The sequence below is a fragment of the Pseudofrankia asymbiotica genome (assembly GCF_001983105.1).
Lineage (GTDB): Bacteria > Actinomycetota > Actinomycetes > Frankiales > Frankiaceae > Pseudofrankia > Pseudofrankia asymbiotica.
On the sequence record NZ_MOMC01000014.1, the window covers coordinates 100,604 to 118,431 of the forward strand.

Genomic DNA, 17,828 nt, shown 5'->3' on the forward strand with positions numbered 1-17,828 from the left:
GCGCCGGCGCCTCGCCCTGCGCCGCTGGGGCTCCCTCCTCGCCGCGCGACAGACGAAGGCTGGACGCACCTCGGTGCGTCCAGCCCACTGCATCTCTCGCCGATCGCGGAGCGTCAGGCGGAGCGTCAGTCCGAGCCGTGCTTGTGAATCTGCTCGGAGAGGTACTGAGCAGCGCCGATCTGGCGGATCAGCTCGAGCTGAGCCTCCAGCCAGTCGATGTGCTCCTCCTCCTCGTGGATCAGGTGCTCGAAGAGGACGGCGGTGCCGAAGTCGGACTTGCCTCGCGAGAGCACCACGCCCTTACGCAGCGTCTCGACGTTCTCCAGCTCACGGGCGTGGTCGAGCTCGAACATCTCGGGCACCGTCTCACYGGTGCGCAAGGTGTGCAGCCGCTGGAGGTTGGGGTGACCGTCGAGGTAGAGCACGCGATGGATGACCTTGTCGGCGTGCTTCATCTCGTCGATGGACTCGTCACGGTAGTGGTGCGCGAGCCCGTGATAGCCCCAGTGCTCCTGGATCCGGTAGTGCAGCCAGTACTGGTTGATCGCGGTGAGCTCGTTGGTGAGCACCGCGTTCAGGATCTCGATCACCTCGTCGTCGCCACTGACCACGCAAGGCCTCCACTCATCACCGCGTCATTGGACCGCGGCCGTCGCGACAACACCCCGTAGGCGTTGTCGTCGAACGGCCCAGCCGGCGGGCGCGGGCGTCAGGCGGCCCGCGCCGTACCAGCGACCGGCTCACCGCCGCGATGACACAGCAAGAGTTCCGAGATCTCTTCGAGGCAGCCGCCGCATCCGGTGCCGGCGTCACAGCGCTCGCCGATCTCGTCGGCATCGCGGGCACCAGCGGCGATTACGCTGCGTAGCGTCCGGTCGGACACAGCAAAGCACGAGCAGACCAGCACCGCACCTCACCACGCGGGACGGGCCGGCGTGTTCCACCGCCGACCAGGCACTTCGGGTTCGTTGTCCGGGTTCCTCGCATCAGCATCAACGCTTAGCTAAGGCTTCCCTAACGAATACAGAGTGCCAGTTAGGCTCACCTAACGCAAGGCAACCCAACCATCAGTCTCCCGCTGCGTACCTCGTCACATCCCGCCCCCTTTGCGCTCAGCGACGCCCTCCCCATGCCCCGGCCACGATCCGGCGCCAAAGCGACGACACAAAGTGACCGCCCTGTCAACGCAGACGGGCGGCCGATCCCGAAGGACCGCCCGCCCGTCGTGGGCCCAGCTACGTCAGGCCGGGCTCAGCGCCACGGCGGCGTCGGGCTCGTTCACCCGGAAGCTCAGGCTCTGCTCCAGGTAGAGCTCGACGTTGTCGCCGGTGTGCCCGGCGTAGCCGACCGAGAGGTCCATGCCGGACTCGACGACGAAGTCCCCGCCCCGCTGGCTGAGCACCACCGCCCCGCGGATGCCCGGCGCGCGCACCACCGGCCCGTCCAGGATGTGGCGCAGGTGGTCGAGCAGCAGGTATCCACCGTGCTCGGCCGTCTCGACGATCGCCGTGAAGCCGTCCGGCTCGATCGCGAGACCGTAGGAGCCGCCGATCCCGGCGTGGCGCAGCATCGCGACGGCCTTGGCGACGGTGCGCGGGTAGCCGTTGGTGTCATCCGGCAGGGACAGCGGCGGGTGCGAGCTCGCCTCGACGATGCCGACGATGCCGGTCTCCTGGTAGCCATGGAAGATGATCGAGTTCTCGGTCGTCGCCATCGCCCTGGCGGCGTCCTCGAGTGCCGACAGGTCCACGTCGTCGGCGCCCCGGTCGACGTCCTCCAGCTCGCGGCGGTCCAGGGTGAACGGGACACGCAGCTCGACCAGCGGCTGTACCCGGCGCAGCCTGGCCCGCACCCCCTCCGACGGGGGTGCGCCGACCGGCGTGGCGCGCCCGAGCGACGTCGCCGAGTAGTCCCAGCCGTGCGGACCCGAGAAGTCGACCAGCTTGCGGCCGGCGAGGTTGACGGTGAGCCGGGTCCTGGCCTCGTCGTCGACGACCTTCCAGGCCGAGTCGGTCAGCGGCGCATGCCCGCGGAGCAGGTGGTTCATTCGGACTTTCCCTTCAGGCCGCCGATGCCAAGTGAGTAGTCGACCCCCGCCGGCGACGTCACGCCCGGCTCCGCCGGCGCCTCGGCGGCGCCGTCCCGGTTCATGGCGCGCGCCTCGGCCTCCAGCACCGGGCCCTCCGAGAAGAGGTAGGTGCGCAACTGCTGGTCGAGGGACGCGTCCTGGCGGCGCAGCCACTCGAGCGTCATCGCCGCGTGCTCCTTCTCCTCGTCCCTGTTGTGGGCGAGGATGTCGGCGAGCTCGGGATCGGTCGCCGCCGAGACCCGCTGGTCGTACCAGTCGACCGCCTCCAGTTCCTCCATCAACGACACGATCGCCCGGTGCCGGTCAACAAGTTCTGGTGTGAGCTTGTCGGGCTGTTCGTGCAGCCCCATGCTCGAGTCCGCCATGGACCTCTACCTACCATGCGCACGCCCGGTCCAATGACCACGGGCGACGATTTTCTCCCAATGTGGGAACTACGACAGAACCATCATGGAACAATCTTCCAGCTCAGGGCGGAAGTGGCGCGATCAAGGCTGTCAGGAACCCGGGGCGGGCGTGATCTCGACGCGGCGGTTGGCGGCGMGACCGGCCGGGGTGGCGTTGTCCGCGACCGGGCGGATCTCGCCGAGGCCGACGGCGCGCAGCCGGGCCGCGGGCACTCCGGCGCCGACCAGGTAGGTGACGGCGGCCTCGGCCCGGCGGGCCGAGAGTGCCTGGTTGTACGGCTCCGCGCCGGTGCTGTCGGCATGCCCGGCGACCACCACCGGCAGCGTGCCGACGCGCAGGGCCGCGGCGACCCCGTCGAGCGCCGCCAGTCCCGCGGCCGACAGCACGGCGCTGTCCCGCGCGAACGTGACCGGATGCCCGCTGGTCGCGCCCGTCAGCGCGGCCCTGGTCGCCTCGTCGCCGTCACGGGCGTCGCCGGGGACATCGGCGCCCGCGTCCCCGCTCAGCCCGCTGACGGGCGCGGTGGCGACGCGGGCGTCCGGGCCCAGCTGGGCCGAGCTGACGCCGTCGACGCGCGCGGCCCGCAGCGCCGCCTGGGCGGCGGCGAGGCTCGGGAAGTCGCCGTGCAGGGTGACCGACGTCCCGGCCACCGTCACCGCGACCTGTGTCACGCCGACGCGGCGAACCGCCTCGTTCGCGCGCCGCGCCAGGTCCTTCTCGATCGGGCCGCGGCGCGCCGCGATCGCCAGCAGCGCGAGCAGCAGCCAGACGAGCAGCAACGACACGGCGAACACGACCGGCCGAGGACGGCGCGGGCGCGTCACGGCGGGCAGGAACATGAACGGGCTCCGAGCTGGGGACGCGGGCGAGCGCGGCTGCCGGGGAGGCGCCGGCGCGACCTCTTTCCGGCATCACCGGGATGCCGGACATCGACCACGACAGCCGCAACTGTCGCACATCGGCCCCGCGACCAGGCACGCGCCACTCCGGCGCACGGTACAGGCGGCACCAGTGGGCACGAAGCCGGCCTTCAGGCATGCGTCCGGAGACCGCCGAGCGGGTCTCGTCCTGCCGAGCGGGTCTCGTCCTGAGGACGGACCGCCGGTCAGGTCATGGTCGCGAGGCCGCCGCCCGCCGAGCGCGCCTGACCGGCGGGAACACCGGCGGCGCCCTCCTCGGTCGGGCGCTGACTGGGCGCGGCCGCGGCGGCTGACGTGTCGGCCGCCGGGATGGCGGGGACCTCGGCCTCACCAACGGGCGACGGCACCTCACCCGCCGGGTCCGGGCTGCCCCCGGCGGGCGGAGCCGAGGGACGGCGGGCGTCCTGCCGGCGGGCCGAACGGCGGGCGAGCGCCGTGGCGGCAAGCGCGGAGACGCCCAGCACGGCCCAGCCGGCGACGGCGTCGAGGATGTAGTGGTTCGCGGTCGCCATGACGACGAAGGCGGTGGCCGCCGGGTAAAGGACGCCGAGCACCCGCAGCCATCGCCAGCGGGCGTTGCGGGCGATCAGGACTCCACACCACAGCGCCCAGGCGCAGTGCAACGACGGCATCGCCGCGTACAGGTTGGCGACCTTGTCAAGGCCATGCGGGGCGGCACTCGCGCTGGCGCCCCACCAGCCCCAGTTGCTGTAGTGGGCCATCGTGTCGATGTAGCCGGCGTCCGGCAGCAGCCGGGGCGGCGCCGTCGGGAACAGGAAGAACCCGATCAGGCAGAGGATCGTGGTGAAGGCGAGAGTCCACCGGGCGCGTGAGTAGCGGCTCGGGTGACGCCGGTGCATCCAGAGAATGACGACCGGTGTGACGATGAAGTGCAGCGTCGCGTAGTAGTAACAACACGCGATCGCGAGCGCCGGCACGGTCTGCAACCAGTGGTTCAGCCCGAGCTCGACGTCCAGCCCGAGGGCGGCCTGCCAGCGGACCAGCATCTCGCCTGTCCTCGTGGCCTGGTCGACGGAGCCCTCGGCGAAGCCACGGGTACCGGTGTAGCAGTAGTACAGCGCGACCAGGATCAGGATCTCGACCCACCACACCGGCCGACCGGTCTCGGGGTCGCGCAGCCGTCGCCGCCACCTGTCGGAGCGGGCCTCGGCGCGGCCCTCCGCGGTCCCGCCGGTCGGCTCGACCCGCGCCGCGCGCGCCGCCTCGGGAAGCACGGAGACCTGCGCGGTGACCGGCGCGGTGGGCGCCCGCTCGCTCTCCGCCCGCGCGGCGCTGGGCAGCGCCTCCTCCGCCCGTCCTGCCGAGGCGCCTGCCCCGTCTTGGCCCGTTGACATCCCTCTACTCAACCCGACGCCTCCGACAGATGTGCCACCGGGCCCGCACTCCGGCCCGACGGGCCGAACCTCACACACCCGGCGTGGCCGGGACGCGGCAGGGGCCAGGCCCGCCGCCCTGGGAAGGGACGGCGGGCCTGGCCCCGTGTGGCCGTGCCCGAGTGTGACTTACTGGACGCTCCGGGTCAGGCTCCGGGGTGGCCCGTGCTGGTGCCCGCCGGCGCGGCGACGGCGCCCGCGTCGCCAGCCGGCAGCGCGCTGCCGGCCGTCCATGTCGCCCACGGGATCGACCAGTCGTTGCCCAGCTGGTCGACCTCCGGTGCCCGGCCGCTGTTGGCGACGTCGACGATGTCACCGACCTGGCTGAAGCCGTAGAACCACTGCGCGTCCTCGGGGGCGGCGTTCACGCAGCCGTGCGAGACGTTGACCCGCCCCTGATCACCGACCGACCAGGGAGCCGAGTGGACGTACTGTCCGCCGCTGGTGATCTGGACGTTCCACTGGACCTCCTCGCGGTAGTAGTCGGGGTCGCCCACGGGGATCCCGACCGTGGCCGAGTCCATGATCAGGTTCTGGGTCTTGCCGAGGACGTTGTGCGGGCCGTCCATCGTCAGCAGCGTCCGCTTGCCGCCCTTGCCGCCGCTGATCGGCATCGTGCGCACCAGCTGGCCGTCCTTGTAGACCTTCATGGTGTGCGCGGCGATGTCGACGTGGCTGATCTGCTCGGCACCGATGGTGAAGTCCATCGCCCGGTCCTTCACACCGACCAGCCCGTTGCCGGCCTCGAACCCGGCGAGGTTCGCCTCGACGTGCACCTTGGTCCCGGACGGGTAGTACTCCTTCGGCCGCCAGCGGACCACCCGGTCGGACGCCCAGCTCCACGAGCCCTCCAGCGGAGGGTTGGTGACGATGGACAGGTGCCGTTGCACCGCGGCCCGGTCGGCGGTCGGGCCGCTGAACGTCAGCACGACCGGCGTCCCGACGCCGACGGTCTGGCCGTCGACCGGCTCCCAGGACACCTTGAACGGCTTGGCCGGCACGCCGGTGGTGAAGGCGGCGTGGCTGGTCACGGTACCGGTGACACCGCTGGTGGCCGTGGTCGAGGCGGTCACCTGGTACTGACTGTCGGCGAAGAGGCCCGAGGCGGAGGTCCAGGTACGCCGGTCCGCCGAGTACTCGCCGGGCAGGGTGCCCGCGTCCGTCTTCTGCGACTCGCTCGCGGCGCGCGCGATGGTGACGTCGCCGAGCGGCGCGTTCGCGGTCACGACGACCTTGTCCGTGACCGCGATGCCGGACGCGCCGTCGGTCGGTGTGATCTTGATGCTCGCGGCCGGTGGCGTCCGCGACGCCGCCGCCGCGGGGGGCTCGCCCCCGCCCCCGGACCCGGAGCAGGCCGTCAGCACGACGGCGAGCAGGGCGGCCACCAGCCCGAACAGAACCGGACGGATCCGCCGGCCACGCGGCCGGGTGGATTGGGCCGCGTGGCCACCGCGTTCGCCCGCGGAGAAGACCATTACCCGCCTTCTTCCGATCTTCAGGACGGCCATTAGCGCGTCCGCGCGAAAACTCTCCGTCGGACGGTACCCAGTGGCGTGCCATCCGTCGCCCCGAGCAACCGAAATACCGTTGTCACCCGGGCGACCATCACTATTCGTCGATGAAGCAAATACAGAGAGTCGCCCTCTCCCGGCAATGCTCACGAAGCCCTCCCACGCCGCGTGGCCATCTCTGTCGGCCGTCTCCGGGCGCGCGTGGATTCCGCCGTGAGCGCGCCCTTCGGCCGGCCTCCCGCTGCACCCCCAGAAGTCCGCGAGCCCACCCGCCGGCGTCCCCACGCCACCGGGCGGGACCAAACACCCGTCACCGCACCGTGATCGCCGTCCCCACGGCCGACCACGGGACACGCCCACCGGGGCGTCCCCGCTCGCGGCGGCGGAACCTCGGCCGGAGGAATGTCACGTCCATGAACGTTTCCCGACCCGGTTCAATACCAGCCACGATGCGCGCCCGAACGACTCCCCCACGGCGTCGCCCGGCTACTCGGACGGATGCCCGAACCGCCACCAGACTGCCCCACGAGAACCACCGGGGGCATAGCCGAATTCCCACCACCCACCGGGCGAGAGAACAACATCCGAATGCCCTCGGCGGCGCCCACCACGGCCCGGCCGGTAACGGGCCGCCATTGTCACGCAATTGGCCTAAATAAATGCGCGGCGTAGTCTCGCCTGCTCTCTGCGCATACACGCCACCCGCCAGCGGATCGAGACGGGCTCCCGACGTCCCCCGGGCGGCCGCCCGCCGGCCTCCAGCCGCCGGGATCCGCCCGCCGGCCTCCAGCCTCCAGCGGACCGGGAAGATCGGGGAAACATCCGCCGAACCTCGCCGTCACCAGAGCCCGCACATGACGGCGCGAGGATGGCGACCAGCGACCGCGCGGCCCGGCCCGGCCCGGCCCGGCCACCGGGCCACCGGGCCACCGGGCCACCGGGCCACCGGCCCCGCCAGGCCGAGCCGGCCACCCGGACCAGACCGACCCAGGAGGAGCCATGGCGATCGTGCTCGGACCGAACCAGTTCGGGAAGGCCGAGGTCCGGCTGGTGCACGTGGACCGGTCCACGCCGGTCCACCGGATCACCGACCTCAACATCTCGTCGGCTCTGCGCGGGGACTTCGCCGACGCGCACCTGACCGGCGACAACGCGCACATCCTGACCACGGACGCGCAGAAGAACACGGCCTACGCGTTCGCCCGGGAGGGGGTCGGCGAGATCGAGGAGTTCGCGCTGCGCCTCGGCCGGCACTTCACCGGCTCGTTCGACTGGGTGACGGGCGCCCAGGTCGAGATCGAGCAGTACGGCTGGGACCGCATCCAGGTGGACGGCGCCGGCCACGACCACGCGTTCAGCCGAGCCGGCTCCGAACGGCGCACGACGGTCGTCACCGTCGACGGCGACGACGCCCACGTCGTGTCGGGCCTCGCCGGGCTGGTGGTGCTGAAGTCGACCGGCTCGGAGTTCTGGGGCTTCGCCCAGGACCGCTACACGACGCTCGCCGAGACCGACGACCGGATCCTGGCCACCGAGGTCACCGCCCGCTGGCGCCTCGTCGGTGTCGAGCACGACTACGGGAAGCTGTTCACCAGCATCCGGACGATCCTGCTCGAGACGTTCGCGTCCGTGCACAGCCTGGCGCTGCAGCAGACGCTGTACAAGATGGGCGAGGACGTGCTGACCGCCTGTCCGGAGGTCGCCGAGATCCGGATGTCGATGCCGAACAAGCACCATTTCCTCGTCGACCTGGCGCCCTACGGCCTCGACAACCCGAACATGGTCTTCTACGCCGCCGACCGTCCGTACGGGAAGATCGAGGGCACCGTCCTGCGCGACGACGCCCCCGACGCCGGCCCCGCCTGGCAGACCATCCCGGGTTTCTGCTGACCGGGAGGCACTCCGCCCGCCGGCGGGCGCCTCGCGCGACTACCGCGGCACGGTCATCCTCCCGCGAGGATCAGCACCGTGGTTGATGTCCGCGTCTATACGGGCGCACGGTCGGGCCGGGCACGGCGCGGGCACAGGGTGACCACATCGCCGGGGGCGAGGCCCAGGCGCGAGGCCGCGTCACCGTCGCGGACGGCGAACGCGGCCATCCCCGCCGAGTCGACGTAGAGCACCAGCTCGCCCGGCTCGACCGAGCCGAACGTGACCCCGACCGGCAGCACGAGCGGCGTCCCCTCTCTCGCCGTAACGCCGCGGACCTCGGCCCGCTGGCCGGGCACCAGGCCGACGTCGGCCAGCAGGTCGCCGGTCGCGGCGAGCTGCACGTTGCCGAACCTGTCAACGAGGACGACCTCGGCCTCCAGTTCCGTCGCGGCCCGGTCCGCCCGCGCCTCGGGCTGGCTCACCCGCGCCAGCACGGGCGGCAGCCGGACGATCGCCGCCGGGTCGACCGGCTGTCCCAGCGCCGCCGGGGGCGTGCCGATGGCGAGCTCGGCCGCCGCCGGCGCGAACACGTCCCGCCCGTGGAACGTCGCCGGCACACCCGGCCGCGCCGCCAGCGCCACCGACTCGGTCACCCCGCCGAGCACCGCGGCGGCCGGCGTCAGCAGCCCGTTGTCGGGGCCGACGAGCATTCCCCCGGGCGTGACCAGCACGACGCCTCTCCTGCTGGTGCCGACGCCCGGGTCGACGACGGCCAGGTGGACGCTGACGGGCAGGTAGCGCACCGTCTGCGCGAGCACGGCCGCCCCCCGCCGAACGTCGCCGGGGTCGATCAGGTGGGTGATGTCGAGCGCGCTCACGCCGCGGCGCAGCAGCACGCCGTGGCAGGCGGCGACGAACCCGTCGGCGAGCCCGTAGTCGGTCAGGAAGCTCACATGCGGCACAGGACCTATGCTCCCTCCCCGCCCGCCGCCACCCGCCGCGACCGCCCACTTCCGGCGACGGCTTTCATCATCACGGTGCGACATCGGCCGGCGCGCCCGCCCTGGCCAGGTCTCCACAGGCGTGGAACCTTGATCACAAGTGTATGCACAAAGCCGACAAAACGGGTTACGCGTCCGTGACGAACGAGCACCACGACCGCCGCCGGCACCCCCCGCACGGGGCCTGGCAGAGCCGGGAGCTCGCTAGATGGCGCCGTCGGCGCGCAGGCCGGCCAGCTGGTCAGGGCTGTAGCCGAGCTCGGTGAGGATCTTCTCGGTGTGCTCGCCGAGCGCGGGGACCGGCTCCAGCCGGGGCGGGGTGTCCGGGAACTCGACGACCGGGCGCAGCTGGCGCACCGGGCCGACGGGTGAGTCGATCTCGATCCACCGGTCGCGGGCGGCCAGTTGCGGGTGGGCGAGCACGTCGGCCATCTCGTTGACCCGCCCGTAGGCGATCCCGGCCTCGTCGAGGCCCGCCGTCACCGCCGCGGTGGGCAGCGCGCCGACGACCTCGGCGACGATCGCGTCGGTTCGCGTCCGGTTGCGCACCCGCTCGCGGTTGGTGGCGAACTCGGGGTCCTCCGCCAGGTCGGGACGGCCGAGCACGCCGGCGGCCAGTCGGGCCCATTCCCGGTCGTTCTGCACCCCGATCAGCACACTGTCGCCGTCGGCGGTGGTGAACGCCTCGTAAGGGGCGATCGACGCGTGACCGACGCCAGCCCTGACCGGCCCCCGGCCGGTGTGCTCGGCGAGCTGGACGGCGTAGCCGTTCCACTCCGTGATCGCGTCCAGCATGGTGAGCGCGAGCGCCGCGCCCTCGCCGGTCCGCTCCCGGCGCAGCAACGCCACCAGGATCGCCTGGGCGGCATAGGTCCCGGCGGCGACGTCGGCGGCGGCGAACCCCGCCTTCGCCATGTGCTCCGGCGTGCCGGTCACCGAGACCAGGCCCGACTCGGCCTGGACCAGCATGTCGTAGGCTCGCCGGCCGGCGTAGGGGCCGGTGGGACCGTAGCCGGAGAGGTCGACGGCGACCATCCGCGGATAGCGGGCGGTCAGGGTGGCGGCGTCGAGGCCAAGCCGGGCGGCCGCGCCGGGCGAGAGGTTCTGCGCGACGACGTCGGCGCCCGCGACCAGCCGCTCCAGGGCCGCCAGGCCGGACGGGACCTTGACGTCGACGGCGAACGACTCCTTCGACCGGTTCAGCCAGGAGAAATGCGCGGACATCTCCCCTCGGACCGCGTCGTCGTAGGCACGGGCGAAGTCACCCGAGCCCAGCCGTTCGATCTTGATAACCCGGGCGCCGTACTCGGCGAGGTGACGGGTCGCGAACGGCAGCGCGACCGCGTGTTCGAGGCTAACGACGGTCATTCCCTGCAGCGGCAGCACGCCGGCCACACTATGGCGCCGCCATGCCCCGCGTCGGCCGTTCACGTCCGAATCCGACCCGGCCGACCCCGCTGACCTGCCGAACTGACCCGCTGAGCTGACCCGCCGAGCTGGGCTGACCTGCCGACCGCCCACCCTCCGTTCCACGCCCGCGGCGCCACGCGCGCCGCCTGGCTCACGATCTCCGGCCCGGATGGCGGTGCAGACGGAGGGCGGTGGAGATTGGTGAATCTGGGTGAACAGGCGGAGACTGGGAAGTTGCCGGGATGTAGGTGGGGCCGGCCGCGTCGCCGGGCGGGCGGTCGCGGCCAGTGCCCCTGGCCGACTGTTTGTCCCGGGACGTCCCAGATGGGCAGGATGGGGGCGCCGACCGGGTTCCGCTGTGCGGCGGGACGAACCGAACCGGACAACCCAGGGAGTGGACGTGCGGATGAGGCTGCGTCGTCAGCAGCCGGTGCTCATCACCTCGGCCGCCGACCCACGTCACGTCGACATCCATCGCAGGCAGAGCCAGTACCTGTTCTGGATGGCCTGCCGCGTGCTCTGCTTCGTGCTCGCGGTGGTCCTCTTCCACGGGTGGATCCGATTCCTGGCCGTCGTGGCCGCCCTGATCATCCCCTGGGTGGCGGTCGTGGTCGCCAATGGCGGGCCGGCGCCGGCCCGCGGCCGCCCGGTCGGCTTCCGGCCAGCCAGCCACTCCGTCGACGGAGGGCCGGCGAGCCTGGAGTCCGCCGAGCACCCCGTTGTCGAAGGCGACGACCAGGACGGCGACATCCGCTACGGGCCCGAGCCCGAGCCCGGTCCGGAACCGTATCCGGCGCGCGGGGCCATGCCCACTGGATCAACACCCTCCCCGCCGGACCAGCCCACCGTCGACGCCCGTCACGATCCGCGCTATGGCGCCCCGGCGGCGGCACCGCCGCCGCGGCCGGCCGAACGGGCCGACGTCGGTTTCTTCGGTCCGCGCCGCCCACCGCGGCGCTGAGCCCGCTCCGGCGATGAACCCACCACGGCACGCGGCAGCCAGCCGGCGGGACAAGTCCGACTCACAGGACGATCACTCCTGATCTGTGGGGCAACGTTCATGTTGTAGCCGACTGGTGGTATACGTCCGCGTTCCCAGCCCTGTCACCGTGACCCTGTGCGCGTTGCGGTGGTCACCGAGTCCTTCCTGCCCCATGTGGACGGGGTCACGAACACGGTCTGTCGCGTGTTGGAGCATCTGGAGGCCGAGGGGCACCAGGCACTGGTCGTGGCACCGTCCCCCGGTGCGCGCGCGGCCGGCAAAGCGCCCCGGGTCTACGCGGGCGCCCCGGTGCTGTGGGCACCGTCCGCGCCGCTGCCTGGCTACCCGCAGTTCCGGATCGCGACACCGTGGCCGAGCCTCACCCCGGCGCTGCGCCGGTTCGCCCCCGACGTCGTCCATCTGGCGGCACCGACCGGCCTCGGCGCGCAGGCGGCGTACGCGGCCCATCGGCTCGGAGTGCCCAGCGTCGCCATCTACCAGACCGACCTAGCCGGCTTCGCTCGCCGCTACGGTCTCGCGTCTCTGGACCGCACGATCTGGCGGTGGCTCGCGACCGTGCACCGGCTCGCCACCCGCACCCTCGCGCCCTCGTGGGACGCCGTCGACGCACTGGTCGGCGCCGGCGTGCAGCGGGTCGCCCGCTGGCGCCGGGGCGTCGACCTGGACCGGTTCAACCCGGACCATCGCGACGACGATCTGCGCACCAGGCTCGCGCCCGACGGTGAGGTCCTCGTCGGCTACGTCGGCCGGCTCGCCAAGGAGAAGGGCGTCGAGCTGCTCGGCGCGGTGAGCGGCCTGCCCGGCACCCGGCTGGTGGTCGTCGGCGACGGGCCGGAGCGGACCCGCCTGGAGCGGCTGCTGCCCGGCGCCGCGTTCCTGGGCTTCCAGTCCGGCCAGGGGCTGTCGTCGGCGCTCGCGAGCCTCGACGTGTTCGTCCACACCGGCCAGTACGAGACGTTCTGCCAGGCGGCGCAGGAGGCGAAGGCCAGCGGCGTGCCGGTGGTCGGGCCCGCGGCCGGCGGGCTGCTCGACGTCGTCGAGCACGGCAGGACGGGGCTGCACTACCGGCCGGGGGACCCCGCGGCGCTGCGCGCCCAGGTCGCCACGCTGGTGACCGACGGCCCCGGCCGGGCGGTGATGGGACACGAGGCCCGCGCCTCGGTGGCCGACTGCGGCTGGCGGGCGATCGGGGACGAGCTGCTCGGCCACTACCGCGATGTGCTCGGCGCCAACATCAGCGCGAACCGGGACGGGGACGCCTGGCGCTGAGCACCCCGCCGCCGTCCCGGCCAGGCACCGCCGCCGGCCGGGCATGCCCCACGCCTGACCGCTCCCGACCGCCCTGGCCGTCCTGACCTCGCGAGCCATCCGACCTGACACCCAGAACGCCGTACCAACCCTGAGCACCAGCCCGCGCGGCCGCGAGAGCCTCCGCCGCGGGCCGATCGAGAGTGGGCAGCATGAGGATCGCGCAGGTCGCCAACTTCGTGGCGCCGACGTCCGGGGGTATCCGCACGACGCTGCGCCACCTGGCCGCGGGCTATGTCGCCGCCGGCCACGAGGTGGTCAGGGTGCTGCCCGCGCGCCGCGACGGCGTACGCCACGCCGACGGCGTCACCACCCTGATGGTGCGCTCACCGCTGGTCCTGGGCACCAGCTACCGCATGATCACCGAGCCGTGGCGGGTGGCCGCCATGCTCGACGAGGCGGAGCCGACCCACCTCGAGGTGCACGACCGCACCACGCTGCGCCGGCTCGGCCGGTGGGCCCGCAGGCGCGACGTGCACTCCCTGGTCGTCTCCCACGAGCGCGTCGACCGGCTGCTCGGCGCGAAGACGCCGTGCTCGCTGCGCGGCGTGCTCCCGGTGCGCGCCGCCGCCGACGTCTCCAACCGTGGGCTGGCCTCCGGCTACGACACGGTGGTCACGACCACCGCCTGGGCGGCCGCCGAGTTCCGGCGGATCGGTGCCGAGAACCTGCGGCAGGTGCCGCTGGGCGTCGACCTGGACCGGTTCGGCGCCCAGACGGCCGACCGGTCGCTGCGCCGGGCGTTCGCCCGCGACTCGGACGTGCTGCTCGTCTCGATCGGCCGGATGGACCCGGAGAAGCGGGTCGACATCGCCATCGACGCGCTCGCCGAGCTGGTCCGCCGCAAGATCCCGGCGCGGCTGGTGCTGGCCGGCGACGGCAACGGCCGCAAGGAGCTGGAGCGCCGGGCGGCCGGCCTGCCGGTGGTCTTCCTCGGCTTCGTCGCCGACCGGGCACGCCTGTCGAGCCTGCTCGCCAGCGCCGACGTGGCGCTCGCGCCCGGGCCGGTCGAGACGTTCGGCCTCGCGGCGTTGGAGGCGATGGCCAGCGCGACACCGGTGGTCGTCCACCACGGCAGCGCGCTCGCCGAGCTGGTCGACCCGCGCTGCGGTCGGATCGCCGCCGGCTGCGGATATGGCTTCGCCGACGCCGTCGAGGAGGTCCTCTCGCTGGACCCGGCGGACCGGCGGCTGGCCGCCCGCGCCCGCGCGGAGATGTTCCCCTGGTCGGCCACCGTCGACGGCTTCCTGTCCGTCCACGGCCTGCCCGCCATGCCACGCCCGGCCACCCGGCTGTCCCTGCCCACCGACGCCGTCAACGCCGCTGGCACCAGGTCCGGTGGCGGAACCGATCTGCCTCGCGCCGCCTGACCGGCCCATCGTGGATACTCCGCCGCCCGGTCGCCGAGGCCCGGGGCGCCCTCTCAGCCGCGCGGACCACGGCCTGTCGGGGCAGTTCTGCTCCCGTCGGGGCCACATGTCGGCGAGGAAGTGCCTACCGTAGGCCCGTGTGCCCTGCTCTTCTGCCCGCGCCGCGGTCCGGCGTGCTCGCCGGCTGGGCGAACGCCTGGCTCGCCGGGCTCGTCGGCGCCGACGACGTCCTGACACACGTCCAACGGGTGCTCGGCCCCTGCCGGCACACGCTCGGCGGCGAGCCGCTGCTGCTCGGCCTGGGCGCCCTGCGCGCGGCACGCGCCGAGCGGTTCCGGCTGATCCTGCCGGTCCCCGGTGACATCTCGGGCCTGCCGGGGCCGCCGGCGGTGAACGCCGACGCGCTGGCCGCCAGCGAGGCGGTGCTGGTCATCGGGCCGGCTCCGCCCCTGCTGCTGGTCCCCACGGTGGAGGTGCACGGCCCGGCGGTGGAGGGGGCGCTGGAGTCGGTCCACTGGAAGGCGCTGCCCGCCGCCCGGGTCCCACCGCCGCCGACCCCGGTCCGCGCCGCCGAACGTGAGCTGGCTCAGGCGATCGCGGCGACCACGTCGGCGCTGCTGGACCTGGACGTGGCCAGCGCCCGCCCGGAGGTGCTCGCCCTGCTGCGCGACCGCGCGGAGGAGGACCCCGGGCCCGGCCTCGGCCCCGGTTACCCGTCCGTCGCGCACGCCCTGCTCGCCCGCGCCGAGCGGCTGCGCGCCCTGCTCGACCTCGCCGCCCTCGACGACGGCGCCGCCGTCACCGCCAGCGAGATCACCCGCCGCTCCGACGTGCTGCGCGGCCTGTCCGCCGCCGTCCGCCGCGCCTACGAAGCCGCCTACGACGCCTTCGATCCCGCCCACGCCACGTCCCCGTGAATGCCGACCGGGGAATGCCCACCTGTGGGTGGTCGCCAGCGGCGGTCGGAGCAACGTTCTGACACCGTTCGGGTAATGGAGCGTGGTGCTTCGGGATTGCCGGTACTGTGACAGAACGAGTAGTCGGTGTGTACGGCTGGTTGATGTGATCGGCTAGCCGATGTGCGCTGCGCGTCGTTCGTCCTGGGAAGGAACCCGCTCACAGGTGAGCCGGCAGAGCAACCCAGATCCCACGGATCCCGGGAGCGCGGCGACCCGGCAGAACGATGCCGAGGCCGGCCCGGGCTCGGCGGCCTCGCCGCCCGCCGATTCCCTGTCCTCATCCTCGGCGGCGGCCACGTCGACCGGTCCGCGCCGCAAGGCACGGCATCGACGAGTCGGGAAACGCGGCAGGACGTTCGGCCTGACGCAGCTGCTCGCCGTCCCCGCCATCGGCCTGCTGCTTCTTCTGGGTGGCGGGCATGACGGCACCGGGGACGACGACGACACCGCCTCGGGAACACCCAGCGGCTCGCGGAACGGCACGAATGGCATCGTCACGCTGACGGCGAATCCGTGGGACGGAAGCTCCGACCCCATCCCCTTCACAGTCGCGGGCACCACTCCGTCCTTCGCCCCGCGGTCCTTCGCCCCACCGGTCGAGACCACCAGAGGCCCGGTGGGCACCTCCCGAGCCGGCGGCACGCCTCCCAGGACAACAGCCGCCACCAGCCGCCCTCCGGCCGCGAGCCCGACGGCCGGCGGTGCCCCGAGGCTCACGGCCGGCGCGCCGACGCCGACGGTGAGCGCGAGCGCCACGTCGACCGTGACGATCAGCGCCAGCCCCGGCGTCCAGCCGACCGTGACCGCCAGCGCCTCACCCAGCGCGACCGCGAGCCCGACCGCGAGCGCGAGCCCGACCGCGAGCGCCAGCCCCACCAGCGCCAGCCCCACCCCCAGCGCCAGTCCGAGCGGGACCAGCACGCCGTTCCCGATCGTGACCCTCACGGCCAACCCGAACTGCCCGGCCATCGCGCTGGTGACGTCCAGCTTCACCGCGACGGTCACCAGGACCACGAGCGGGGCGAGCCTCGACATCACCGGCACCTACACCGCGCCCAACGCCTCCGCGACCGGCCAGACCACGATCCACACCGTCGCCAGCACCTCGGCGACCGACGGCACCGTGCTCACCCAGTCGGACGCCACCGTCCCGACCCGGCCGGCCACGGACCCGGCGACACTGGCCAGCATCGACCTCGGCCGGCTCCCCGCCCCGACGCCGAGCACCCTCGCGCTGACCCTGACGACCACCCCCACCGGATGCTCGCCGGTCACCCTGGTCACCATCGTCGTCGTCGGCATCACCGTTCCCGCCGCCCCGCCCACCCCGTCACCCACCCCGACGCCACCTGCCAGCTAGGGCCCCGGCTTTGAGGGTCCCTCGCCGGCCACGACGATTCGTGATGGCCACGAGCGTGGCGTCGTGGCCACGACTGGTCCGGTCAACGACAACGACAGCGGTGATGTACCAGCCGCGGGCTGGCCGGGCGAACGCTGACGGAGGCGGAGGCGGCCCGTCGATGACCCCGTCTCGGGATCTTCGCGTTCCGCGGAACGCGACACGCGAGCCTGGCGGGGCGGCACGCGAGAGGACGACCGCGGGGCGATGAGATCCAGGTCGTACCGAGGCGGTCTGGCAGCGGCGTTCTCCCGTTGGAGGCCCGACGCCGGGTCTACCGGCGACGCACCTTCAGGTGCGTCGCCGGTAGATCGCGGTTAACCGCATCCCCCGACACTTCCCCCGCACTTAAGGACCTTAGTCCTTAATGCGTACGCGGTCGAGCCCGGGCCGTTTATCGGACGCAGAAGTCGCCGTTCCTCTTTCTATCTCCACCCAAAGGTGCCGGACCAGCCGGGGAAATGGCCCCTCGGGCGCGGGACGCGGCCGAATACCTATAAACACTCTCCAGGGCCGGCCGGACCAGACGCCGGCCGTTCGAGGCAATACCACGAAAGCCTTGATAGGAACCGATGGCCCGCGGTATTGGGTCACAGAGGCGACCCACGACCCACTCCCTGCTGTTGGCGGCAACCGGCCGCGGATCAGTTGAGACGGGGACAGAAGTGGCCGCCGGGGCCGTCCGGTCGGCCGCACAGGACGCAGGACGGACGGCCCGCGGAGATGATGCTGCGGGCACGCTCGATGAAGGCCTTGGTCTGCGGGATCGACAGGCCGACCCGGAGCGAGTCGAGGTCCTCCTCGCTGATGGGCGTCCCGAGCTGACCGGACGAGAGCCCCGCGGCCTCGACGAACACCCGGCGGCCGTCCCAGGAGACCGTCAGCTGACCGAGGTGGAAGTCCTCCTCGAACGGCGCCTCCAGCGGCGCGAGGTCCACCTCGATGTCGGCGGCGGCCGGCACGGCGACGCCCTGCTGCTGGCCGACCTGCCCGAGYAGGGCGGACAGGCCCTCGGCCAGCGCGGTGACCTCGGCCTTCTCCAGCCCGATGGTGATCAGCTGCCCGGCGGACGCGGCCTGGAGATAGAACGCGCGTTCGCCAGGCTGTCCTACGGTTCCGACCACGAACCGCTCCGGCGGGTCGAACACGTATCGCTGCATGCCTTGCGCACTCTCCGTCAGAAG

General features: G+C 72.8%; 17 protein-coding genes. 6 read left to right on the top strand and 11 right to left on the bottom strand.

Annotated features, from left to right (window positions below):
- Nucleotides 1–125 precede the first annotated feature (125 nt).
- The 7 genes from bfr to BL253_RS07290 all read right to left on the bottom strand — a co-directional run bounded on the left by bfr (nt 126) and on the right by BL253_RS07290 (nt 6,286).
- A complete protein-coding gene (gene bfr / locus BL253_RS07260; protein ID WP_076814713.1) occupies nt 126–611 on the bottom strand; it encodes a bacterioferritin in 486 nt (161 codons plus the stop codon).
- 98 nt (nt 612–709) lie between these two features.
- The gene (locus tag BL253_RS07265; RefSeq protein ID WP_071052071.1) at nt 710–907 is read right to left on the bottom strand and encodes a (2Fe-2S)-binding protein; all 198 of its coding nucleotides are present in this window, start codon (nt 905–907) and stop codon (nt 710–712) included.
- A gap of 333 nt (nt 908–1,240) precedes the next feature.
- On the bottom strand, nt 1,241–2,047 hold the full coding sequence (locus BL253_RS07270; protein ID WP_076814716.1) for a family 1 encapsulin nanocompartment shell protein: 807 nt from the start codon (nt 2,045–2,047) through the stop codon (nt 1,241–1,243).
- Nucleotides 2,044–2,454: an encapsulin-associated ferritin-like protein gene (locus tag BL253_RS07275; protein WP_076814718.1), complete on the bottom strand. Its 411-nt coding sequence runs from the start codon at nt 2,452–2,454 to the stop codon at nt 2,044–2,046. The genes BL253_RS07270 and BL253_RS07275 overlap by 4 nt, the downstream gene beginning before the upstream one ends.
- Nucleotides 2,455–2,586: 132 nt before the next feature.
- Entirely contained in the window at nt 2,587–3,336 is a 750-nt protein-coding gene (locus BL253_RS07280; RefSeq protein ID WP_076814720.1) for an OmpA family protein, read from the bottom strand.
- 266 nt (nt 3,337–3,602) lie between these two features.
- Complete coding sequence (locus BL253_RS07285) at nt 3,603–4,772, bottom strand: phosphatase PAP2 family protein (RefSeq protein WP_076814723.1); 1,170 nt, start codon at nt 4,770–4,772, stop codon at nt 3,603–3,605.
- Nucleotides 4,773–4,957: 185 nt separating this feature from the next.
- A complete protein-coding gene (locus BL253_RS07290) occupies nt 4,958–6,286 on the bottom strand; it encodes a L,D-transpeptidase (RefSeq protein WP_076814973.1) in 1,329 nt (442 codons plus the stop codon).
- Between the two features lie 1,035 nt (nt 6,287–7,321).
- Here BL253_RS07290 and pucL point away from each other — a divergent pair.
- Nucleotides 7,322–8,212, top strand: coding sequence for a factor-independent urate hydroxylase (gene pucL, locus BL253_RS07295; RefSeq protein ID WP_076814725.1), 891 nt, complete (start codon nt 7,322–7,324; stop codon nt 8,210–8,212).
- A gap of 95 nt (nt 8,213–8,307) precedes the next feature.
- On the opposite strand, the gene BL253_RS07300 is transcribed toward pucL, so the two are convergent.
- Both BL253_RS07300 and BL253_RS07305 read right to left on the bottom strand, forming a co-directional pair.
- Nucleotides 8,308–9,165 carry an SAM hydrolase/SAM-dependent halogenase family protein gene (locus BL253_RS07300; protein WP_076814975.1) on the bottom strand — a complete coding sequence of 286 codons (858 nt, stop codon included), beginning with the start codon at nt 9,163–9,165 and terminating at the stop codon, nt 8,308–8,310.
- 234 nt (nt 9,166–9,399) lie between these two features.
- Nucleotides 9,400–10,563: a CaiB/BaiF CoA transferase family protein gene (locus tag BL253_RS07305; protein WP_241834596.1), complete on the bottom strand. Its 1,164-nt coding sequence runs from the start codon at nt 10,561–10,563 to the stop codon at nt 9,400–9,402.
- A gap of 448 nt (nt 10,564–11,011) precedes the next feature.
- Here BL253_RS07305 and BL253_RS07310 point away from each other — a divergent pair, with 448 nt between their 5' ends.
- The 4 genes from BL253_RS07310 (at nt 11,012) to BL253_RS07325 (ending at nt 15,203) form a co-directional block, all read left to right on the top strand.
- Complete coding sequence (locus BL253_RS07310) at nt 11,012–11,566, top strand: DUF3099 domain-containing protein (protein WP_076814977.1); 555 nt, start codon at nt 11,012–11,014, stop codon at nt 11,564–11,566.
- A 156-nt stretch (nt 11,567–11,722) separates the two neighbouring features.
- Entirely contained in the window at nt 11,723–12,877 is a 1,155-nt protein-coding gene (locus BL253_RS07315; protein WP_198946199.1) for a glycosyltransferase family 4 protein, read from the top strand.
- 191 nt (nt 12,878–13,068) lie between these two features.
- Nucleotides 13,069–14,286 carry a glycosyltransferase gene (locus tag BL253_RS07320; protein ID WP_076814979.1) on the top strand — a complete coding sequence of 406 codons (1,218 nt, stop codon included), beginning with the start codon at nt 13,069–13,071 and terminating at the stop codon, nt 14,284–14,286.
- A 137-nt stretch (nt 14,287–14,423) separates the two neighbouring features.
- Entirely contained in the window at nt 14,424–15,203 is a 780-nt protein-coding gene (locus tag BL253_RS07325) for a hypothetical protein (protein WP_198946200.1), read from the top strand.
- A 153-nt stretch (nt 15,204–15,356) separates the two neighbouring features.
- Here BL253_RS07325 and BL253_RS07330 read toward each other — a convergent pair whose 3' ends face one another.
- Entirely contained in the window at nt 15,357–16,190 is an 834-nt protein-coding gene (locus BL253_RS07330; protein ID WP_076814731.1) for a hypothetical protein, read from the bottom strand.
- Between BL253_RS07330 and BL253_RS07335 the strand changes: the two genes are divergently transcribed.
- Entirely contained in the window at nt 16,180–16,605 is a 426-nt protein-coding gene (locus BL253_RS07335) for a hypothetical protein (RefSeq protein WP_076814733.1), read from the top strand. The two genes, BL253_RS07330 and BL253_RS07335, sit on opposite strands and share 11 nt — an antisense overlap.
- A 683-nt stretch (nt 16,606–17,288) precedes the next feature.
- On the opposite strand, the gene BL253_RS07340 is transcribed toward BL253_RS07335, so the two are convergent.
- On the bottom strand, nt 17,289–17,804 hold the full coding sequence (locus BL253_RS07340; protein ID WP_076814735.1) for a DUF3090 family protein: 516 nt from the start codon (nt 17,802–17,804) through the stop codon (nt 17,289–17,291).
- Between the last annotated feature and the right edge of the window lie 24 nt (nt 17,805–17,828).